This is a genomic window from Methylobacterium sp. JK268 (assembly GCF_054052225.1).
In genome coordinates, this window is sequence record NZ_JBSVZN010000025.1 from 66,081 (window position 1) to 85,321 (window position 19,241).

The 19,241-nt window shown below is 70.5% G+C and carries 19 protein-coding genes and 1 tRNA gene; 8 read left to right on the plus strand and 12 right to left on the minus strand.

The genetic code is table 11. The features are described 5' to 3' along the window. Positions 1–15: 15 nt before the first annotated feature. A complete protein-coding gene (locus ACW9J6_RS23345; RefSeq protein WP_457118914.1) occupies positions 16–558 on the minus strand; it encodes a DUF533 domain-containing protein in 543 nt (180 codons plus the stop codon). 119 nt (positions 559–677) lie between these two features. On the opposite strand from ACW9J6_RS23345, the gene ACW9J6_RS23350 reads away from it, so the two are divergent. From ACW9J6_RS23350 to ACW9J6_RS23360, 3 genes are all read left to right on the plus strand, one after another. Beyond that, the gene (locus ACW9J6_RS23350; protein WP_457118988.1) at positions 678–1,469 is read left to right on the plus strand and encodes a DUF3750 domain-containing protein; all 792 of its coding nucleotides are present in this window, start codon (positions 678–680) and stop codon (positions 1,467–1,469) included. Between the two features lie 116 nt (positions 1,470–1,585). Further along, a complete protein-coding gene (locus ACW9J6_RS23355) occupies positions 1,586–1,873 on the plus strand; it encodes a type II toxin-antitoxin system TacA family antitoxin (RefSeq protein ID WP_457118915.1) in 288 nt (95 codons plus the stop codon). Next, entirely contained in the window at positions 1,870–2,376 is a 507-nt protein-coding gene (locus ACW9J6_RS23360; protein ID WP_457118916.1) for a GNAT family N-acetyltransferase, read from the plus strand. Before ACW9J6_RS23355 ends, ACW9J6_RS23360 begins: the two co-directional genes overlap by 4 nt. Before the next feature lie 205 nt (positions 2,377–2,581). Here ACW9J6_RS23360 and ACW9J6_RS23365 read toward each other — a convergent pair whose 3' ends face one another. From ACW9J6_RS23365 to ACW9J6_RS23380, 4 genes are all read right to left on the minus strand, one after another. After that, on the minus strand, positions 2,582–2,989 hold the full coding sequence (locus ACW9J6_RS23365) for a hypothetical protein (RefSeq protein WP_457118917.1): 408 nt from the start codon (positions 2,987–2,989) through the stop codon (positions 2,582–2,584). 136 nt (positions 2,990–3,125) lie between these two features. Continuing rightward, entirely contained in the window at positions 3,126–6,248 is a 3,123-nt protein-coding gene (locus ACW9J6_RS23370; RefSeq protein WP_457118918.1) for an efflux RND transporter permease subunit, read from the minus strand. Positions 6,249–6,268: 20 nt separating this feature from the next. Next, positions 6,269–7,480, minus strand: coding sequence for an efflux RND transporter periplasmic adaptor subunit (locus ACW9J6_RS23375; RefSeq protein ID WP_457118919.1), 1,212 nt, complete (start codon positions 7,478–7,480; stop codon positions 6,269–6,271). Then, entirely contained in the window at positions 7,480–8,121 is a 642-nt protein-coding gene (locus tag ACW9J6_RS23380) for a TetR/AcrR family transcriptional regulator (protein WP_457118920.1), read from the minus strand. The genes ACW9J6_RS23375 and ACW9J6_RS23380 overlap by 1 nt, the downstream gene beginning before the upstream one ends. Positions 8,122–8,235: 114 nt before the next feature. Between ACW9J6_RS23380 and ACW9J6_RS23385 the strand changes: the two genes are divergently transcribed. Beyond that, positions 8,236–8,415, plus strand: a complete 180-nt coding sequence (locus ACW9J6_RS23385; RefSeq protein WP_457118921.1) for a hypothetical protein — start codon at positions 8,236–8,238, stop codon at positions 8,413–8,415. Positions 8,416–8,918: 503 nt separating this feature from the next. On the opposite strand, the gene efeB is transcribed toward ACW9J6_RS23385, so the two are convergent. Genes efeB through efeU form a run of 3 tightly spaced genes read right to left on the minus strand, consistent with a single transcriptional unit; the run spans position 8,919 to position 12,131 of the window. Then, positions 8,919–10,160: an iron uptake transporter deferrochelatase/peroxidase subunit gene (gene efeB / locus ACW9J6_RS23390; protein WP_457118922.1), complete on the minus strand. Its 1,242-nt coding sequence runs from the start codon at positions 10,158–10,160 to the stop codon at positions 8,919–8,921. A 7-nt stretch (positions 10,161–10,167) separates the two neighbouring features. Further along, entirely contained in the window at positions 10,168–11,283 is a 1,116-nt protein-coding gene (gene efeO, locus ACW9J6_RS23395; RefSeq protein WP_457118923.1) for an iron uptake system protein EfeO, read from the minus strand. A 20-nt stretch (positions 11,284–11,303) separates the two neighbouring features. Further along, entirely contained in the window at positions 11,304–12,131 is an 828-nt protein-coding gene (gene efeU, locus ACW9J6_RS23400; protein ID WP_457118924.1) for an iron uptake transporter permease EfeU, read from the minus strand. 225 nt (positions 12,132–12,356) lie between these two features. Between efeU and ACW9J6_RS23405 the strand changes: the two genes are divergently transcribed. The 4 genes from ACW9J6_RS23405 (at position 12,357) to ACW9J6_RS23420 (ending at position 16,214) form a co-directional block, all read left to right on the plus strand. Then, entirely contained in the window at positions 12,357–13,010 is a 654-nt protein-coding gene (locus ACW9J6_RS23405) for an ABC transporter ATP-binding protein (RefSeq protein ID WP_457118925.1), read from the plus strand. Positions 13,011–13,083: 73 nt separating this feature from the next. Beyond that, complete coding sequence (locus tag ACW9J6_RS23410) at positions 13,084–14,313, plus strand: capsule biosynthesis protein (RefSeq protein WP_457118926.1); 1,230 nt, start codon at positions 13,084–13,086, stop codon at positions 14,311–14,313. Between the two features lie 43 nt (positions 14,314–14,356). Continuing rightward, positions 14,357–15,082 (plus strand): SHOCT domain-containing protein, encoded by a 726-nt coding sequence (locus ACW9J6_RS23415; RefSeq protein ID WP_457118927.1) that lies wholly within the window; start codon positions 14,357–14,359, stop codon positions 15,080–15,082. Between the two features lie 70 nt (positions 15,083–15,152). Further along, entirely contained in the window at positions 15,153–16,214 is a 1,062-nt protein-coding gene (locus ACW9J6_RS23420) for a spore photoproduct lyase family protein (RefSeq protein WP_457118989.1), read from the plus strand. A 154-nt stretch (positions 16,215–16,368) separates the two neighbouring features. Here the strand turns inward: ACW9J6_RS23420 and ACW9J6_RS23425 are convergent, their stop codons facing one another. The 4 genes from ACW9J6_RS23425 to ACW9J6_RS23440 form a co-directional block, all read right to left on the minus strand. After that, positions 16,369–16,677 carry an ETC complex I subunit gene (locus ACW9J6_RS23425; RefSeq protein ID WP_457118928.1) on the minus strand — a complete coding sequence of 103 codons (309 nt, stop codon included), beginning with the start codon at positions 16,675–16,677 and terminating at the stop codon, positions 16,369–16,371. Positions 16,678–16,704: 27 nt separating this feature from the next. Beyond that, positions 16,705–16,781 (minus strand) — tRNA-Pro (locus ACW9J6_RS23430). Between the two features lie 829 nt (positions 16,782–17,610). Next, positions 17,611–17,970 carry a hypothetical protein gene (locus ACW9J6_RS23435; RefSeq protein ID WP_457118929.1) on the minus strand — a complete coding sequence of 120 codons (360 nt, stop codon included), beginning with the start codon at positions 17,968–17,970 and terminating at the stop codon, positions 17,611–17,613. A 113-nt stretch (positions 17,971–18,083) separates the two neighbouring features. Further along, positions 18,084–19,190 carry an FkbM family methyltransferase gene (locus ACW9J6_RS23440; protein WP_457118930.1) on the minus strand — a complete coding sequence of 369 codons (1,107 nt, stop codon included), beginning with the start codon at positions 19,188–19,190 and terminating at the stop codon, positions 18,084–18,086. Between the last annotated feature and the right edge of the window lie 51 nt (positions 19,191–19,241).

The following is a 19,241-nucleotide window of genomic DNA, read 5'->3' on the forward strand; positions in this document are numbered from 1 at the left end:
AGGTGCTGCCGCGGATCAGCCCCCTGCTTCCGCCTCGATCCGCGCCACCGCGTCCGCCGGGACGTCCATGGCCTCGGCGAGGCGGGCCAGGAACGCGCGCTCCTGCATCGTATCGGCGTCGACGGCGAGGCGCGCCGCCGCGTAGACCCGGGCGGCCGTCTCGGGATCCGAGACCCGGTCGGCGATCTCGTCCGCATCCGGGGGATCGCGGAGCAGGTCCTCGAAGGCCCGCCGGCCCGTCTCGTCGAGGCGGGCCTCGGCGAGGGCGGCGTCGAGCCGGGCGCGCTCGCGGGCGTCCACGATCCCGTCCGCCACCGTCGCCGCCGCCATGGCGCGCAGGTACAGGTCCGCCTCGTCGGCGCTGACGTCGCCGGCCGCGAAGGGCCGCCGCGCCGGCGCCTCGGCCGACGTCTCGGCCGGCGCCGATCGATTGAGGGCCCGGTAGCCGAGGCCGGCGATCAGCGCGAGCCCGCCCAGCGCCGCGCCCGCGGCCAGGCTCCCGACATCGCCTCGCCGGGACCGCACCAGGGCGTCGACCAATCCACTCGCATCGGCCATGCCGACCTCCCTCTCGTCATGTCTCGCACCCGACAACCGCGCAGGCACGCGGCAGTTTCTCCGCGGCGCTGCGACGCTCACAGGTTGCGCGGCCGTTCTTGTCCGTCCATCTCGGCGGGATGCTCCTCCTCGCGGCCCTCCGCCTTGCCGTCCTCGCGCTGCTCCTCCTGTTCCTCGTCCCCCTCGCCGCCCACGCCCTGTGGTGGTGGTCACGCGACGACCTCGCGCCCGACTGGGCGACGGCCGACTGGTCGAGCGCGCGCCTGCTGCCCCCGGCCGCCGCGGCGCCGGGCGCGGTGGTGCGCATCTACGCCGCCCGGGTCGGGCGCTGGCGGGGGATCTTCGCCCACCACACCTGGATCGTCGTCAAGGAGGCGGGAGCCACGCGCTACACCCGCTTCGACGTGGTCGGCTGGGGCATGCCGGTGCGCCAGGACGCCTATCCGGCGGACGGCCGCTGGTTCGGCAACCCGCCGCAGGTGGTGCTCGCCCTCGACGGCGAGGCCGCCGCCCAGGCCGTGCCGCGGATCCGCGCCGCGGTCGCCACCTACCCGTACCGCGCGGCCGGCAGCTATAGCGCCTGGCCGGGGCCGAACTCCAACACCTTCGTGGCGCATGTCCTGCGGGCGGTGCCGGCGCTCGCCGCCGCCCTGCCGCCGACGGCGCTCGGCAAGGACTTCTCCGAACGCCTCCTCGCCCTCACGCCCAGCCGCACCGGCGTGCAGGTGTCCTTGCGCGGCTACGCGGGCCTCACGCTCGGCTGGGTGGAGGGGATCGAGGTCAACGTGCTCGGGGCAGTGCTCGGCCTCGACCTGCGCCGCCCGGCCCTCAAGCTCCCCGGCTGGGGCCGGATCGGCCTCGACCCGGCCGGGGCCGTCGAGACCCTGGTGGCCCCGACCCCGAGCCGCTGAGCGTCCGTCGTCCGGAGAGCCGCCGGGCGCCAGCGCGGACGGAAGCAGCCGAGGGGCGCCCGAATCGTTGATGTCTCCGGCAATTTGCCGTACAGATCGCGCAGAGGTGATGACGCATGACGGCGAGGAAGAATACCGCGACCGCACGGCTGGAGGCGCGGATCCCTGTGCAGGTCTACGACATGATGCTGCGCGCGGCCGAGCTGCGCGGCATGACCCTGACCGGCTTCGTCATGGCCACGGCCGGCGAAGACGCCAAGCGCGTGGTCGAGGAGGCGGAGATCTTGCGGATGGCGCGGGCCGACCAGGTCCGCTTCGCCCAGGCGCTGATCGATCCGCCCGAGCCCAGCGATCGGCTCAGGCGCGCGGCCAAGCGCCATGCGGCCCTGATCCATCCACGGTGACGCCTCCCTTCGCGATCGAGCCGCTGTCCAAGGCCCACGACCGGACAGGCTTCACGTGCGGCCACGCGAAGGTGGACGCCTATTTCCGTCAGACCGTCTCCCAGGACGTGAAGCGCAAATACGCCACCTGCTTCGTGGCGCGCGAGATCGCGACCGGCCGGGTTGCCGGCTTCTACACCCTGTCGGCCTGCAGTGTGCCGCTGACCTCGGTCCCCGAAGATCTCGCCCGGAGGTTGCCGCGCTACCCGACCGTGCCGGCCGTGCTGATCGGCTGGCTGGGTCGGGACGAGGCGTTCCGTGGGTCGGGCCTGGGGGAAGCGCTTCTGTTCGACGCGGTTCGGACCGTTGCCACCGCGCCGATCGGCAGTCACGCGATCTTCGCCGACGCGATCGATGACAAGGCCGCCGCCTTCTACACCGATCACGGCTTCATCCCGCTGCTCGAGTTGCCCATGCGGTTCTTCCTGCCCATGGCGACGGCGCTCGCCGTCATCGGGACCTGAAATCCGGGCGGCGCCGACCGCCGCCCTGCCGCCGACGGCGCCGAGCGTGGACGTCTCGGAACGCGTGGCGCTCCTCCCGAGCCGCACCGGCCGGCCCCTGCCCTCGCGTCTCGCTCGACGGACCGGGATGATGCCGAGGGGTGCGCTCCATCCCACTCGCGGTACGGGAGAAGCGCCCCCTCTCTTCCTCGAACGACCGCGATCGTCAGCAGGTGAGCTTGCGCCCCTCGCGGCGGCCGTGGACGCGGAAATGGGTCAGGCCGGATTCCATCTGTCCATTCTCGACGGCCCGCCGGACATCGGGATTGCAGCGCAGATATTCCTGCTCGTTGAAGCCGAATTCCCGCTCCTCGCGGGGCGGGCGGCGGGGCCGGTCATCATCGTCCCGATCCCGGCCGCGGAACCCGTAATCGGGGCGGCGCTCCCGGTAGCCGCGGTCGCGATCGTCGCGCTCCCGGTACTCACGGTCGCGGTAGCGCTCACCGTAACCCGGGACCCGCTCCCGGTAGCCGCCATCGTCGTCGGGACCGCCCCACGGCTGCGCCGAGGCCACCCCCAGCGAGCCGATCAGGCCGAACCCCACGGCCGCCACGGCGCACAACACTCCCCTCATGATCCATCCTCCTCGTCCGCCGCCGCAACACGGCGGGCGGGCCATGGTTCCATTGTCCATGGGCAATCTGAGCCAGGCCTGAACCTTAGGGGAGCCGTCCGGCGCTGTCACCGCGTCCGCAGCCGGGAGGCCGCGCCTATTCCGCGGCGATCCGCGGCGGCGGCGCGTAGACGTGCGGCAGCGGGTGCGGCACGGGCTCCGGCTCGTCCCTCGCCCCGACGAAGCGGCCGAGCAGGCGCCCGAACAGCCGGGAGAGGTCGTCCATCAGCACGAAGATCGCCGGCACGAACAGCAGCGACAGCAGCGTCGAGACGATCAGGCCCGAGATCACCGCGATCGCCATGGGCGAGCGGAACTCGCCGCCGATGCCGAGCGCCATCGCGGAGGGGACCATGCCGGCCGCCATCGCGATCGTCGTCATCACGATCGGCCGGGCGCGCTTGCGGCCGGCATCGATGATCGCCGTCGCCCGGTCGACGCCGCGGGCCATCTCCTCGACGGCGAAGTCGACCAGCATGATGGCGTTCTTCGTCACCACCCCGAGCAGCATCAGGATCCCGATCACCACCGGCATCGAGATCGGCCGGTTGAAGATCAGCAGACCGAGGATCGCCCCGCCGATGGAGAGCGGCAGCGAGAACAGGATGGTGAGCGGCTGCAGGAAGGAGCCGAAGAGCAGGATCAGCACGCCGAGCACCATCATCAGGCCGGCGCCCATCGCCATGGCGAAGCCCTCGAAGACCTCGCCCATCACCTCGGCGTCGCCGGTCTGGCGCAGCTCCACGCCGGGCGGCAGGTGCGCGGCGGTCGGCGTCGCCATCGCCCGCGCGATCGCCTCGGCGAGCGCGTCCGAGCCCTGGAGATTCGCCTCCAGCGCCACCCGCACGGCGCGGTCGTAGCGGTCGATGGCGGTCGGGCCGCGGCCGAGGCTGATATCGGCCACCGCCGTGAGCGGCACCGCAGCCCCGGACTTGGTCGGCACCTTCAGCGCCTCCAGGGTCTGGAGGTCGCCGCGGGTCTCGATCGGCAGCTGCACGCGGATCGGGATCTGGCGGTCGGCGGCGTTGAACTTCGCGAGATTGGCCCCGATGTCGCCGATCGTGCCGACCCGCACGGTCTCGGCGATGGTGTCCGTCGAGACGCCGAGATCCGCCGCCACGGCGGGTTTCGGGTAGATCCGCACCTCCGTGCGGTCGAGGGGCGCGGTCGACATCACGTTGACGAGGTTCGGCACTTGCCCAACCTCGCGCTGCATCTTCTCGGCCACGTCCTTGACCACAGCGAGGTCGGGGCCGGCGACGATCAGGGTGAAGTCGCGCTGGCCGCTGTCGCGCAGGGACCAGGTGCGGATGTCGGGCTCGTCGCGCAGCAGCGCCATGATCGCCGCCTCCACGTCCGACTGCTTGCGGGCGCGGGCGTTCTTGGGCGTCAGGTTGATGGTCAGCGTGGCGAGGCGGATCTCCTTCTTGCCCGGGAGCTGGCGGCCGCCGTCGACGAAGACCGAGCGCACCTCGGGCAAGCCGCGGATCTTGCCCGCCACCCGGTCGGACACCGCGATCGTGTCGTCGAGCTTGGCGCCGGGCGGCAGTTCCAGCACCAGGAGCGTGCGCGCCGCGTCCTCCTTGGGCAGGAAGCCCGCGGGCAGGAGCTTCGTCGACAGGATCGACCCGGCGAAGAGCGCGAGGCCGACCACCAGCGTCACGTATTTGTGCCGCACCGACCACGCCACCACGCGGGTGTAGGTGCGCATCACCGGGCCCGGCACCTCCTCGGCGTGGCCGTGGTCGCGCATGAAGTAGGCCGCCATCATCGGGGTGATGAGGCGCGCGACGAGGAGCGACATGAACACGGCCGCCGCGATGGTGAGGCCGAACTGCTTGAAGTACTGGCCGGCGATGCCGCCCATGAAGCTCACGGGCGCGAAGATCGCCACCAGGGTCGCCGTGATGGCGATGACCGCGAGCCCGATCTCGTCCGCGCCCTCGATCGCCGCCCGGTAGGGCGACTTGCCGAGCCGGACGTGCCGGACGATGTTCTCGATCTCCACGATCGCGTCGTCGACCAGGATGCCGGTGACGAGGGTGATGGCCAGCAGGCTGACCGCGTTGAGCGAGAAGCCCATGGCGCTCATCGCCCAGAAGGTCGGGAAGACCGAGAGCGGCAGCGCCACCGAGGCGATCAGCGTCGCCCGCCAGTCGCGCAGGAACAGGAACACCACCAGCACGGCGAGCCCCGCGCCCTCGATCAGGCCGTGCATGGCCGATTCGTAGTTGCCGATCGTGTTGGTGACCGAGGTGTCGATCAGGTCGAAATGCACGTCCGGGTAGGCGGCCCGGAGCTGGTCGATCTTCTTCGCCACGAGGTCCGAGACCGAGGCGTCGCTGGCGCCGTTGGCGCGCGAGATCGCGAAGGCCACCACCGGCTCGCCGTTGAGGCGCGCGAAGCTGCGCGGCTCCTCGGCCCCGTCGGACAGCGTCGCGAGGTCGTCGAGGCGCACCTTGCGCCCGCCCGGCAGCACGATCGAGGTGGCGGCGAGCGTGTCGAGGCTCGCCGAGGCGGCGAGCGTGCGGATCGACTGCTCCTGCCCGCCGAGCTCCGCCCGGCCGCCCGCCATGTCGGCGCTGGTGAGGCGCAATTGCCGGTTCACGTCGGCCGCCGTGATGCCGAGCGAGAGCAGCCGGTCGGGCTTGAGGGTGACGCGCACCTCGCGGGCGACGCCGCCCAGGCGCTCGACGCCGCCGACCCCGCGCAGCCCCTGGATCTGGCGCGCCACCACGTCGTCCACGAACCAGGACAGATCCTCGGGCGTCATGGCCGGCGCCGAGGCGCCGTAGACCATGATCGGCAGGCCCGCGATCTCGACGCGGTTGATGATCGGCTCCTCGATCGTCCTTGGCAGGTTCGTGCGGATCTTGGCGATCGCGTCCTTGACGTCGTTCACCGCGCGGTCGGTGTTGACCTCCAGGCGGAATTCCACCGTCGTCGCCGAGTTGCCCTCGGTGATCGCCGAGGTGATGTGCTTGACGCCCTTCACCCCCGCCACCGCGTCCTCGACCCACTTCGTCACCTGGGTCTGGAGTTCCGAGGGCGCGGCGCCCGGCTGGTTGATCGACACCGAGACGATCGGCACGTCGATGTTGGGGAAGCGGGTGATCGGCAGGCCGCGGAAGCTGACGAGCCCGAGCAGCCCCAGCACCAGGAACAGCACGATCGAGGGGATCGGCTTGCGGATCGCCCAGGCGGAGACGTTGAGGCGCATCGGGTCGGGTCTCGGGCGGATCAGGGACGGGGGAGCGCGTCGGCGCTGGCCTGCTGGGCGGGGAAGACCGGGCGGACCCGGTCCCCGTCGCGCAGGAAGCTGCCGGCCCGGGCGACGACCGCGTCGCCCGCCCGCACGCCGTCGCGGATCTCGATGACGCCGTCCGCCGAGAGGCCGGTGCGGACCTGGCGGGCCTCGACCCGGTCGTTCGCCACCACGAGGAGCGTGGCGCCGCCATTGCCGTAGACCACCGAGGCGACCGGCACCGCGACGCCGGTGCGGCGCGCCACCTCGACGCTGCCGCGGGCGAAGGCGCCGATGCGCAGGCGCGGATCCGGCTGGAGGCGGATGCGCACCTTGCCCATCCGCGTCGAACGGTCGATCTCCGGATAGACCGCGCGCACCCGGCCGGGCACGGCCACCGGCCCGTCCGGCGTGTCGAGGTCGAGCCGGGCGGACGCGTCGGGGCGAAGGCGCGGCATGCCGGTCTCGGTGACCTCGCCCTCGAGTTCGATCTCCCCGCGGGCGATCAGGCGGAACAGCGGCTCGCCGGTCGCGGTGGCGGTGGCGCCGATCCGCGCCGTGCGACGGCTGACGATGCCGCCCTCGGGCGCCCGGATCTCCGTGCGGGCGAGCTTCACGTCGAGTTCCCGGCGCTGCGCCTTGGCCTGGAGCAGTTCCGCCTCGGCCATGGAGAGGCCGTTGCGGGCCGCCGCGAGCCGCCCGTCCGCCGAGCGGGCGGCGGAGGTGCGCTGCTCCATCTGCACCTCGGTGGAATTGCCGGTCTTCATCAGGGTGCGGGTGCGCTCCAGCGCCAGCGCCGCCTCCACCTGCGCGGCCTCGGCCTGCACGATGGTGCTGCGCGCTTGGTCGATGGCGGCCTCGGCGCGGGCGATGGCGGCGGCGTTCTGGGCGAGCTGGGTGTCGATCATCTCGCGCGACAGCCGCGCCAGCACGGCGCCCTTGGCGACCCGGTCCCCCTCCTCCACGAGGAGTTCGGTGATCCGGCAGCCCTCGATCTCGGGCGCGACCAGGATCTCGTCGCGGGGCACCAGCGTGCCGGTGACGACGGTGCGCTCGACGATCTCCCGCTCGGCCGCGACAACGACCGTGACGGCCGGCACCGGCACCTCGACGGCGGTGGCCTGCGGTGCGGCCTCGGCCGCGCGGGCGACGGGTGGGACGAGGGCGAGCGCAGCGGCGAGGGGTCCGGCGCGGAGGAGACGGGACATCACGGCTGGTCCTGGCTGGCGGTCGCGGGCCTCGCGGCCCCGGTCGGATCGAATCGTCCCGACGCAGCGGCCTCGATGAGCCGGGCCATCGCGTCGAGAATGGGGCCGGGATCGAAGTCCGGCAGGAGGGCGCGGCGCACGATGACGCCGTCGGCCATCACCATCAGGATCTGGGTGAGCGCCGCCGCGGCCTCGGCCGAGTGGCCGGCTTTCCGCAGGAGGCCGGCGATCATCTGGCGCATCTCGCGCTCGAAATCCCGGCAGATCGCCGCCATGGCCGGGTTGCGGCTCGCCTCCGACCACATCTCGACGCAGAGGATCGCCTTGGCGACGGGCTCGTCGACGAGGTGGCGCCGGGCGAGGCCCATGAAGGCGTCGATCAGGTCGGCGCCCGTGGGCAGCCCGGCGAAATCCACCGCCACCGTCCCCCGATCGCGCTCGGCGAGGCCGGCCACGATCGCGTCCTTCGACGGGAAGTAGCGGTAGAGATTGCCGGGGCTCATCCCGGCCTCGGCGGCCACGTCCTGCATGGTGGTGCGGTGGAAGCCGCCGCGCACGAAGCAGCGCTCCGCCGCGTCCAGGATGCGGCCGCGCCGCTCCTCGGCGGGATCGATACGGGTGGGAAGCGGATCGGCCGTCACGGAGGGTCCGGATGAGAATGAACGTTCATTCTCTAGCGTGACTCGGCGGATCCGGCAACCGCGGCGGCGGCGCGGCGTTGTGCCCTCGGCGGCTCTCGCCAGGGAGGTTTGAGCGTGACGATCTTCCAGATCAGGCAGGCGGCGACCGGAGCGGTGCTGTGGACCGGCTGCGCGCAGGACGAGCAGCACGCCCTCGACGCCATGGCGCGCGAGGCCGGCTACCGCGACTATGCGTCGCTGCCGGAGACCCTGCGGGGACCGGGCGCCCGGGTGGACCGGCTCAACCTGGGGTGAGCATCTCCTCTTTCCGCACGCGGCACAGCTGCCCGGGGACAAGGCGAGACACGTCTCCCCTCTCCCGAGTGGGCTAGAGGATTCACAGAACGCGAAAAATACAAACAGGCGAGATACTTACGTTGACACACGACGGTCCCCGGGTGTGGCGCGGGGAACCCCTCTCCCGTGCGGGAGAGGGGCAGGGGTGAGGGTCCAGGTGTTTCAGCAAGAATTCTGAAGTGTCCCGCTGCCAGCACGACCGTCTTCGCTTGATGACGGCACGGTCCGGGACCCTCACCCCTACCCCTCTCCCGCACGGGAGAGGGGATCCCGCGCGAGCTGGAATGGCATAGTTTGTTGTTAATGGAGCGTTTTTCGGAGACTAGAACGCGCGAAAAGCGGCCTTCGATTTCCCCTAAGGACAACCGTGCGCACGCGGGAGAGGCGAAACCTGTGCCTCACCTTGATGGCGCAGCATGGTACCGGCCTCTCGCCACCGGGACGGGCCGGCGGACTCTCCCTCACGCCCCGACCAGCAGTTCCTCGCCGAGATACCCGTCCGGCCGGGTGACGCCCGGCAGGGCGAAGAAGTACCCTCCCCCCACCGGCTTGATGTACTCCTCCAGCGGCTCGCCGTTCAGGCGCTTCTGCACGGTCACGAACCCGGCATCGAGGTCGCGCTGGAAGGACACGAAGATCAGGCCCATGTCGAGCTGGCCCGAGGCGGTGATCCCGGCCGAGTAATTGTAGCCCCGCCGCAGGATCCGGTTGCGCTCCGTCTCGGGCGTTCGCGGGTTGGCGAGCCGGATATGCGCGTCGAGGGGCGTGCGCTCGCCCTTCGGGTCGGAGGCGAAATCGGGGATCGCGTGCTCGCGGGTCTCGCCCAGCGGCGCCCCCGAGTCCTTGTGCCGGCCGATGATGCGCTCCTGCTCGCCGAGCGGCGTGCGGTCCCAGCGTTCCACGAGGTTCCGCACGAAGCGGATCACCTGGTACGAACCGTTCTGCGCCCAGGCCGGCTCGCCGTCCTGCGGGCCGACCCAGACCTGGCGCTGCATCAGGGCCGCGTCGTCCGCCTGCAGGTTGGCGGTGCCGTCCTTGAAGCCCAGCATGTTGCGAACCGTGTCGGTGCCGGCCCGCTTGACCACGTAGGGCGGCAGGAAGCCCTCGCGCTTCCAGCGCAGGGCGAGCAGGCCCGGCGTCGTGCGGATCACGTCGCGCAGGGCGTGGATCGTCGTGTCGGCGTTGTTGGCGCAGAGTTGCAGCAGCAGGTCGCCGTGGCACAGCCTCCCGTCGAGGGAATCGTTCGGGAAGCGGTCCATCGGGCGCAGGCGCCGGGGCTTCGCGCCCGCGAGCCCGTAACGCTCATCGAACAGGCTTGCCCCGACCGCGAGCGTCGCCGTCAGGTTGTCGGGCCGCACCTCGGGGCCGAGGATGCCCGAATCCGCCGGGGGCAGCCGCGGATCGAGGTCCGGCACCCGGCCGCCCTCGGTCAGGAGCGCGAAGCGCTCGGTGAGGATCCGGAACAGGCGCGCCAGTTCGCCCCGGTCCTGCGCCAGGACGTCGAAGGCGACGAAAAGCGCGGAGGCCGGCTGCGGCGTCACGATGCCCGCCTGGTGGAGGCCCCGGAAGGGCACGCGGTCGCGCGTGCCGTCCGCCTCCTCGAGCGCGGCGGCGCGGCCGGGGGCGGGTGCGAGGGCGGCGGCGCCGGTGCCGGCCGCGAGGCCCCGCAGGAGGCCGCGGCGAGAGGTCGTCGGAGCGGTCATGGTCGCCTCAGTCGAGCCCGAGCTTGCCGCGCAGGGTCGAGAGATCCTCGGCCAGCATCGTGATCGGCGCCTTCAGCGCGAGCCGGTCGCGGTCGCTCACCGTGTCGTAGGGCGCGAAGGTCCCGTCCTCCGCCCGGTACTTGCCGAGCAGGGCGTCGACGCGGGCGAAGTTCTTGTCGGTGCGGGCGACGAGGTCGGGATCCTGCTTCTCCACGAGCGCGCGCAGCAGGTCGAAGATCTTGCGCGAGCCTTCCACGTTGGCGTGGAAGTCGGAGAGGTCGCTGCGGCTGTAGCGGTCCTCCTCGCCGGAGATCTTGGTGGCCGCGACCTCCTCGATCAGGCCCGCGGCGCCGCCGACCATCTTGGCGGGCGGGATGGTGAGGTCGCGCAGGCGGCGCTGCAGTTCCTCCGCGTCGGCGAGCAGCTTGTCCGCGTGGGAGCCGAGCCCCTCGGTGCTCCTGTCGGCCCAGAGCCCCTTCTCGATGCGGTGGAAGCCGATGAAGCCCGGATCCTCCTCCTTGCGCTCGAAATCGTCCGCCCGCACGTCCATGCTCTTGTCGAGGTCGTTGAACAGCGAGGCGACGGGCTCGACCCGCTCGTAGTGGCGGCGGGCCGGGGCGTAGAGGGCCTTGGCCTCCTCGACGCGGCCGGCCTTCACGGCGGCCGCGAAGGCGCGGGTGCGCTCGACGAAGGCATCGACCTCGGTGGCCACGTAGTGCTTGTAGGCGGCGAGCGGGCCGACCAGCGCCATCGGGTCCGGGGCGCCGGCGGGCTTGGTCTCGGCGGCGGCGAGCACGGTGAGCGTGCCCTTCGGGTTGCTGAGAAGACCGCAGGTCATCTGGTAGCTGCCGGGCTCGAGCGTGGCAGAGAGCGACTGCACGAAGCCCGGGACGATGTTCTCGCGCTCCTCCAGGATCGTCGTGCCCTGGAGGATCTCCCATTCCAGCACCCGCTTGCTCTGGTTGCGGATGCGGAAGACGGACTTGCCGGCCGGCACCGTGAGGGTGGCGGGCTCGCAGCCCTTGTCCGTCACCGTCACGGCGACGGGACCGGGCGCGTCCGCGAGCGCGCTCCCCGACAGGGCGAGGATGGCCGCGAGGGACGCGAGGCGGCGGGACGTCATGACGGGCTTCCGGGCTGGAGTCAGGCGGGGAGGGTTTCGGGCCGGGCCGCTCGCGGGCGGGCGGGCACCAGGAACAGGCACAGCCCCGGGATCAGGAAGGCGAGGTAGGCCAGCACCTCTCCCCAGGCGGGCGCCTCCTGGTAGCCGAAGATGCCGGTGAGCAGCGTGCCGAGCACCGTGTCGGACGGGAGCACGCCGCTGAGGTCGAAGGCGGTGGCCTGGAGGTGATTCCACAGGCCGGCCTCGTGGAAGGCCCGCAGCGCGCTCGCGATCAGGCCGGCGGCGACGAACAGGATGAAGATCCCGGTCCAGCGGAAGAAGCGGCGCAGGTCGAGCCGCACGCCGCCCTTGGCGATTCCCCAGCCGGCCAGCACCGCGAGCGCGATGCCGAGCACCGCCCCGGCGGGGACGCCCCAGCCGACATCCTGCTGCACCGTGGCGAGGAGGAAGAACACCGATTCGAGGCCCTCCCGCCCGACCGCCAGGAAGGCCATCAGCACGAGCCCGAACGCGCCGCGGTCCATCGCCGCGTCGACCGCGCCGTGCAGCTCCGCCTTCACGGAGCGGGCGGCCTTGCGCATCCAGAAGACCATGCCGGTGAGCATGCCGGCCGCCAGCAGCGCGATGGCGCCCTCGACCATCTCCTGCTGCTTCTGGGGGAATTCCGCACCGATCAGCGTGAGGCCGACGCCGAGCGCGACGCAGAGGGCGGCGGCCAGCACCACGCCCAGCCAGATCGCCGGCATCCAGGCGCTGCGACCAGTCTGCGCGAGGTAACCGGCAATGATGCCGACGATCAGCGCCGCCTCGATTCCCTCGCGCAGCATGATCAGGAAAGCGATGAGCACGTACGGATACCCGCGGCCGTTAGGAGAGGTGCGCGCTCGTACGCCCTCGCCGGCGCGGCGGGAAGCCGACAATTGGAAGCGAAACTTAGTTATAACAAATCCAAACTGGCCCCTCGGGCAGCGGATCCGGCCGCGGCCACCTTCTCAGATTCGCCGCTTTCGCCCCCTATGACCTCGCGCCGCTGCGCCCTTGCGGCGGCGCTCCCGCCCTCCCCGCACCGAGCCATGATCCGCTTCGAGAACGTCACCAAGGTCTACAAGACGGCCGGTCACCGCCGCACCGTCCTCGACCGGGCCTCGTTCACCCTGCGCTCGGGCGTGAGCTACGGGATCCTCGGCATCAACGGGGCGGGCAAGTCCACGATGATCCGCATGATGGCGGGGTCGGAGGGCCTGACCAAGGGCCGGATCCTGCGCACCTCGCGGGTGTCCTGGCCGCTCGGCTTCGCGGGCGGCTTCCACCCCAACATGACCGGCAAGGAGAACGCGATCTTCATCGCCCGCGTGTACGGCGAGGATCCGCGCAAGGTGCTGGACTTCGTGGCCGACTTCTCGGAGATCGGCGACTACATCAACGTCCCGATCCGCACCTACTCCTCGGGCATGGGGTCGCGGTTCAATTTCGGGATGAGCATGGCCATCCCCTTCGACACCTACCTGATCGACGAGATCACCTCGGTCGGCGACGCGCGCTTCCAGCAGCGCTGCGAGGAGGTGTGGAGCAAGCGGCGTGCGAATGCCGACATCATCATGTGCTCCCACAACATGGACGTGATCCGCCAGTACAGTTCGGAGGGCATCGTCCTGGCGAACGGGCGCGCGGTCATCTACGAGGACGTGAACGACGCCATCGAGGTCTACCAGCGCCTGAACCAGTAGCGGGGCGGCTCCCCTCCCCGACACCCGCGCCCCGCGCCAGGCCGCGCGCCCCGCGCCAGAACCGGATCCCCTCATGACGGTCGACGCCCGCAACCCGACAGGCCAGCCGCTCGCACCGGCCGAGCGCTCGCGGCTGATCGCGGAGTCGCTGCGCCAGATGTCGCGCGGCGGCGACCCGCGGCCGGCCGGGCGCGGCACCCGGCGCCTCCCGCGCGACCTCGTGACGCCGCTCCTGTTCCTGGTCCTGTTCGCCCTGCCATCGCTCGCCGCGATCGGGCTGTTCGGGTTGTACCTGTCGGACCGCTACGTCACGGAGACGCATTTCGCGATCCGCCCAGCCCTCGGGACCGCCGAGGGGGCGGCCAGCGACCGGCTCGGCACGACCACGGGTCTCAGCCGCGAGATGATCACGCAGGACACCCTGGCGGTGGCGGACTACATCCTGAGCCGGCCGATGGTGGAGGCGGTCGAGCGGGCGCTGCCCCTGCGGGAGATGTTCTCCCGCGAGACCATCGACGGGATCTCGCGGTTCGACCCCAAGCGGCCGGTCGAGAAGCTGGTGCGCTACTGGCGCTCGCGGGTGGAGGCGAAGATGGAAGGGACCTCGGGCGTGATCAGCCTCTCGGTCAACGCCTTCGACCCGCAGGACGCGGTGGCGATCAGCCGGGCGATCCTCGCCGAGAGCGAGCGCGTGGTGAACGACGTCTCCGTGCGGGCCCGCCGGGACGCGCTCGCGGCGAGCGAGCGGGCCCTCAAGGAGACCGAGGAGCGCCTGACCCGGATCCAGGACGCAGTGCGCGACCAGCGCAACCGGGACGGCGTGCTCGACGCGCAGAAGACCAACGAGGCCAACGTCAAGATGGTGGCGCAGGTGCGCGAGCAGCGCATCGGCCTCGCGGTCAAGGTCGCCCTGCTGCAGCGCGACCTGCGGGACGATTCCCGCAGCGTCCAGGATCTCAAGGCCCAGATCGGGCAGCTCGACGCCACGATCCAGCGGCTGGAGCGCGAGGCGGCGACGCCGGATCCGGAGCAGCGTCGCATCCTCGCCGACGCGCTCACGCGCTACGAGGCGCTCGATTCCGAGCGCAGGACGACCCAGAAACTCTACGCCGCCGCCCTCGCCGCCCGGGACCGGGCGCGGCTGATGCTCGACCGCCAGATGGAATTCCTCAGCGTCGTCGTCGAGCCGGTCGCGTCGGAATCGCCGCAGCGCCCGCAGCGCGGCCTGTGGATCGGCAGCGTCGTGGCGGGCTCGGCCCTCACCTTCGCGCTCGCGATCTTCCTGCGCAAGATCCTGACCTGACGCCTAATCCGCTCGCCGCGCGCGGCCCTGAGGAACACCCGCCATGCCCGACGCCCCGACCGGTCTCGCCGACATCGCCGCCCGCCACGGGGTGAGCCAGGACGCCGCCCGCCACCTCCTCGACGCCCTCGCGCAGGGCGGGGGCACCGCGGCGCAGTTCAACCATCCGGAACTCGGCGGCATGGGCCAGTGGTCCGTCGGCGGGATGATCATGATCGGCGACATGTTCAACAACGGCCTGCGGGCGCGGGTGGCGGATCTCTGCGCCGACCTCGCGCCGCTGGCGATGAGTCGCGGCGCGGGCGCGGGCGGCTGGTGGCCGCCGGAATTCGGCCACCCGGCCTCGGCCGGCGCGCAGAACGGGCTGCGCTACGCCTTCTTCCCCGGGACGCGGCGGCTCGCGATCGAGCAAGCGGGGCGCCTCAGCGTCTACGACACCGGCGACCACCTCATCGGCGGCGTCTCGCAGCAGCAGGGCGGCGGCGCCACGGTCCAGTTCACGAGCCAGTACGGCGCGGTGCGGCTGGAGGACCTGCCGCGGATCGGCGAGCCCGCCCCGGAGGCCGCGCCGCCGCCGGCCTCCCCCGGCCTCCCGCCCGCGCCGCCCGCGCCCGTGATCGCGCCCGCCCCCGCGCCGGTCTCCGCCGCCCCGGACGCGGCCGGCGACCCGATCGCCCTGATCGAGCGCCTCGCGGAGCTGCACCGGAAGGGGGTGCTGACCGAGGCCGAGTTCACCGCCAAGAAGAGCGAATTGCTCGCGCGCCTCTGAGCCGGGGCTGCGGGCCGGGCGCCCGCTCCCCATATCGGACGGGTCCCCGCTCCCCTCCGCGAGCCGAGCCCTGTCCTCCGCGCCGCTCTCCATCGAGACGATCTACCTGGAGCCGGAGGCCGAGGCCTTCGCGCGCGGCCGGGAGATCCTCGCGCGCTTCCCCGATGCGAGGCGCATCCCGGTGGCGTCGCACTGGGCGATCCCGGCCCTGCACGGGAACGAGGGCTCGGCGCAGGAGTGGCTCCGGATCAAGCGCTCCACCCTGGTCCTCGGGGTCAAGAAGGGCCTCGCCCTGCGGCCGAACGGGCGCAGCGCCCACTTCATCGCGCCCTCGACCTCGAACGGCTGCGCCATGGCCTGCGCCTACTGCTACGTGCCGCGCCGCAAGGGCTTCGCCAACCCGATCACGCTCTTCGCCAACACGGAGGCGATCGGCGGGGCGATCGCCCGGCACGCCGGGCGCCAGGGTCCCCTCCCGGCGCCCGACCAGGTCGACCGGGACTCCTGGGTCTACGACATCGGCGAGAACGGCGACCTCTCGGTCGACGCGCTGGTGGGCGGGGGCGTGCGCGACCTCGTCGCCCTGTTCCGCAGCCTGCCGAACGCCAAGGGCTCCTTCGCCACCAAGTTCGTGAACCGCGACCTCCTCGCCTACGAGCCCGCAGGCCGCACGCGGATCCGCGTCTCGCTGATGCCGGAGCGGATCGCCAAGGTGGTGGACGTGCGCACCTCGCCCGTGGCGGAGCGGATCGCGGCGATCGACGATTTCGTGCGCGCCGGCTACGAGGTCCACGTGAACTTCTCGCCGGTCATCCTCTACGAGGGCTGGGAGGCCGACTGGCGGGCCCTGTTCCGCGCCCTCGACGCGGGGATCGGCCCCGCCTCGCGCGACCAGCTCGCCGCGGAGATCATCTTCCTCACCCACAACGCGGCGCTGCACGCCGTGAACCTGCGCTGGCACCCGAAGGCCGAGGATCTGCTCTGGCGCCCCGACCTGCAGGAGACGAAGCGCTCCGAGGGCGGGCAGGAGAACCTGCGCTACCGCGGCCGCTGGAAGGCCCGCTGGCTGGAGCGGTTCCGCGCCCTGCTCGCGCAGGAACTCCCGTATTGCCGGGTGCGCTACGCGTTCTGACGCCCTCCGGGCGGGCGTCGCTCACGACGAACCGCGCACCGGCGTCAGACTTGCGCCCCGGCCCGGACCGCGATCCGGTCCGTCGGACGCGCCGGGTCTCCGAGGCTGCCGCGCGTCCCGCGCTGAACCGGGAGCTACGCGTGCGCGACAGGCGCTAATGCGTCCAGGGGGCGGTGCGGTTGAACTTGAAATTGTCCGCGTAGGAGAGGCCCTTGCGGAGGGCGGGCTTCGGCTCCTCGAGCCGGTAGGCGATGCCCTCGCGGGTCGCGTAGGCGACAGCCTCCTCGCTGGTGTCGAATTCCAGGCGCACCTGCTGGAGCATGTCGGAGGACGAGGTCCAGCCCATCAGCGGCTCGGTCTCCCGCGGCGCGGTCTGGTCGAATTCCAGCACCCACTGCTTCGTCCGGGCCAGGCCCGACTGCGAGGGATCCTTGGCGGGCTTGTAGATGCGGGCGCTCGGCATGCCGTCTCGATTCCGAAGAGGGGCCGATGGTCGGGGCGGCCGGATTCGAACCAGCGACCCTCTGGTCCCAAACCAGATGCGCTACCAGACTGCGCTACGCCCCGCGACCGGCTACCGGCTTGGTGCTGTACCGGTTCCGGCTCCGCCTCGCAAGCGGCACAGGGGCCACACGCAGGAACGCAAGCGCAACGTCGGGAACCGGTCGGGACGAAAACGCCCGACCCAATTCCCGACCGGTGTTCACTGCCCGTTCGCGCGATCGGCTGAGCCCGGCCACGCGGACGGTGCGGTGCTCTCACCTCGGCCCACGAGGAGCACCACGCGCCGCCGCAGGACGACCGACAAGGCAAGCCCCCCGGCGGGGTCGGCGTCTCAATCAAGCACGCGGCCATGCCGCCTGCGGCGTTGAGCACGCAATCGCCGCGCAACGGCAGCCGCCTCCCCCTCTGCGCATCAGACAGCGCCCAACCCGTGCCGGCGACGAGCACCGCCGCGAGATCCGCAGCACCCTCCGCAGCCGGAGCGGAGTCGTTTGATCCCTTGGCGGTGGGATTCATGACTTTGTGAATCCGCAGCCGCTTCGCATGGGAGTGTTGTAGCATCCGTCCTTCATGCACTGCGCATTCGCGTCAGCACATTTCGAATGGCAGTTCGTGCCGGTTCTCCCTCCGGAAGATGCTCCGTTGCAGAACTTGATACACTGTTGGTTCCGTTCTGAGCATGAGGCCGCCTCTGCTAGCGGCGGGCAAATCGCAGTCGAAGCAAGAATGATCGCCGCACAGATCATGGACCGAGGCATCGCCATCTACCCCCTCCGCGTGAAAGCGCTCTAATACAAGCAACTTTCTACGGAAGAAGCAAGTCTAACCAAGTCTAGGGGCGAGCCGGAGCGAGAGTGCCCTGCATGGCCGGAGCCGCGTGCTATGACCCGGCTCACGCGGCGTCCATCTGCCCCCGGTGAGAGACGCGCGTCTCTCGGAAGGGGCCCGCCGTTCGGGTCCGCGCCTTCACGCCCGGCATGTCCTCCAGGGTGATGTGCACGGATCCGGTCGCGGTCGAATGCGTAAGCCCCGCCTGAGTGCCGAAGCGGCGCCTCGTCATCTCTTCGCTACCCCGGGACTGATCCCGCAGCATCCGGTTGAGTCCGGCGATCGACGGGCCGCCCGTGCGCTGCGGCCCGTCCTCGCGGTCGCTGAAGGACATCCCTTCCGCGTCGCGGCGCTTCAGGTCGTCCGCGACGTCCTCGCCCGGGAAGGGTCGGTCCCGACCGCCGTGACGGCGCGCGGCGTCCATGATCTTCTGAAGTCGGCCCCGACGAAACGGACCCGATCACGCGCACCAGACCGTCCCGCAGCGCGGGCGGTCGAATCCTGCCCGGGGGGCGCAGGGCGAGCATCGCCGTGTCGTCAAGGCAGCAGGACCCACGATTTCAGATCCGCCACGACGGCATCCCTCAACAGATATTGTCCCTCACGAACCTCGTAGCGGCCGTACTGGTACGTGACCCCACCATTGTTCGTCGCCTTGCAATAGTCCATCGCCGAACCGAGTGTGTTATCATGGGGAGGATCATCGGGATTGTAGCCGTCCGGGTATTTCGAAAGGAAATATCCAGCTATTTCATCAGTGAATCGATGGCGATTGGCGAGTCGACGGATATTCAGCTTCAGGTGGATGTCGGAGCCGGTCTCGACCATCTGGGCCCGGACGATATCGTAGCCCTCGATGAGAAGCCTCGCCACCAGGCGGTGGACCTTATCGTTGTCACTCAATATATTGTGTTCGAAAAACAAATCGTGCGGATAAAGATCTATCGTACAATCGTCAAAAAATTTGTTGATGATCACACAATCATGCCCCTCCGTGTCGACTTTGAGCGTGTGAATTCCAGATATGCCGTATTTTTTCACCACTGACATCAGAGTGTAGACGGGCACTTTTCGCTTCTTGACGATGTCATTCGGGACCTTCATCTCCCGGATGACGCGAGAGGCTGTCGGATGCAGTGAGTTGATCGAGCTACATCCCCTGATCCAGTCCGGCAGACCGTGCGCCGCGATGGCCTCCGGCTCAATATAATAGACATACAATTCGCCGTCGTAGTCTGAAATTGCCGCGTTCAACTTTACGCAGTCCGCGCCCTGTGGAAGTTTTTCCAGATAAATCGAGACAGGGTCGATCGAGAGGCCTCTCGAATGATGTCCAGAAGATTGAGCAATCGTGTCGAAATCTGACGTCCCGATTTCAATAAAATCAAAGAAAGGCATCGTATCATTCCCCCTCTTTTCAACCACGATCTGCGAGCGAGAGACCGGTGCATCGCGGCGATCATGTGATGAAAGCCATTTTTCGAGATTAAGTGCGTCGGAGAAAACCTGCAATTCCGGCAGCCGTGCAGTGCACACGCCGGTCGCCTGCACCGCCCGCGCCGGCCTCGACCTGCCCTCACCGGTTCCCATCCGGCCGGCGGCAGCCGAACGGCCGTCGGGCGCGGCCGGGAGCGAGACCGGCACCTGTTCGAGATCACGCTGGATCGAAGCTCCGGCAAGCAGACGCGGTCGGGC

Excerpts from the sequence above, each read along its gene's own strand:
- ACW9J6_RS23435 (WP_457118929.1), bottom strand. The coding sequence starts at position 17,970 with ATGGACGCCGCGCGCCGTCACGGCGGTCGGGACCGACCCTTCCCGGGC.
- ACW9J6_RS23405 (WP_457118925.1), top strand. The coding sequence starts at position 12,357 with ATGATCCGCTTCGAGAACGTCACCAAGGTCTACAAGACGGCCGGTCAC.
- ACW9J6_RS23375 (WP_457118919.1), bottom strand. The coding sequence starts at position 7,480 with ATGTCCCGTCTCCTCCGCGCCGGACCCCTCGCCGCTGCGCTCGCCCTC.
- ACW9J6_RS23410 (WP_457118926.1), top strand. The coding sequence starts at position 13,084 with ATGACGGTCGACGCCCGCAACCCGACAGGCCAGCCGCTCGCACCGGCC.
- ACW9J6_RS23425 (WP_457118928.1), bottom strand. The coding sequence starts at position 16,677 with ATGCCGAGCGCCCGCATCTACAAGCCCGCCAAGGATCCCTCGCAGTCG.
- ACW9J6_RS23415 (WP_457118927.1), top strand. The coding sequence starts at position 14,357 with ATGCCCGACGCCCCGACCGGTCTCGCCGACATCGCCGCCCGCCACGGG.
- ACW9J6_RS23350 (WP_457118988.1), top strand. The coding sequence starts at position 678 with ATGCTCCTCCTCGCGGCCCTCCGCCTTGCCGTCCTCGCGCTGCTCCTC.
- ACW9J6_RS23355 (WP_457118915.1), top strand. The coding sequence starts at position 1,586 with ATGACGGCGAGGAAGAATACCGCGACCGCACGGCTGGAGGCGCGGATC.
- ACW9J6_RS23370 (WP_457118918.1), bottom strand. The coding sequence starts at position 6,248 with ATGCGCCTCAACGTCTCCGCCTGGGCGATCCGCAAGCCGATCCCCTCG.
- ACW9J6_RS23365 (WP_457118917.1), bottom strand. The coding sequence starts at position 2,989 with ATGAGGGGAGTGTTGTGCGCCGTGGCGGCCGTGGGGTTCGGCCTGATC.
- efeO (WP_457118923.1), bottom strand. The coding sequence starts at position 11,283 with ATGACGTCCCGCCGCCTCGCGTCCCTCGCGGCCATCCTCGCCCTGTCG.
- efeB (WP_457118922.1), bottom strand. The coding sequence starts at position 10,160 with ATGACCGCTCCGACGACCTCTCGCCGCGGCCTCCTGCGGGGCCTCGCG.
- ACW9J6_RS23345 (WP_457118914.1), bottom strand. The coding sequence starts at position 558 with ATGGCCGATGCGAGTGGATTGGTCGACGCCCTGGTGCGGTCCCGGCGA.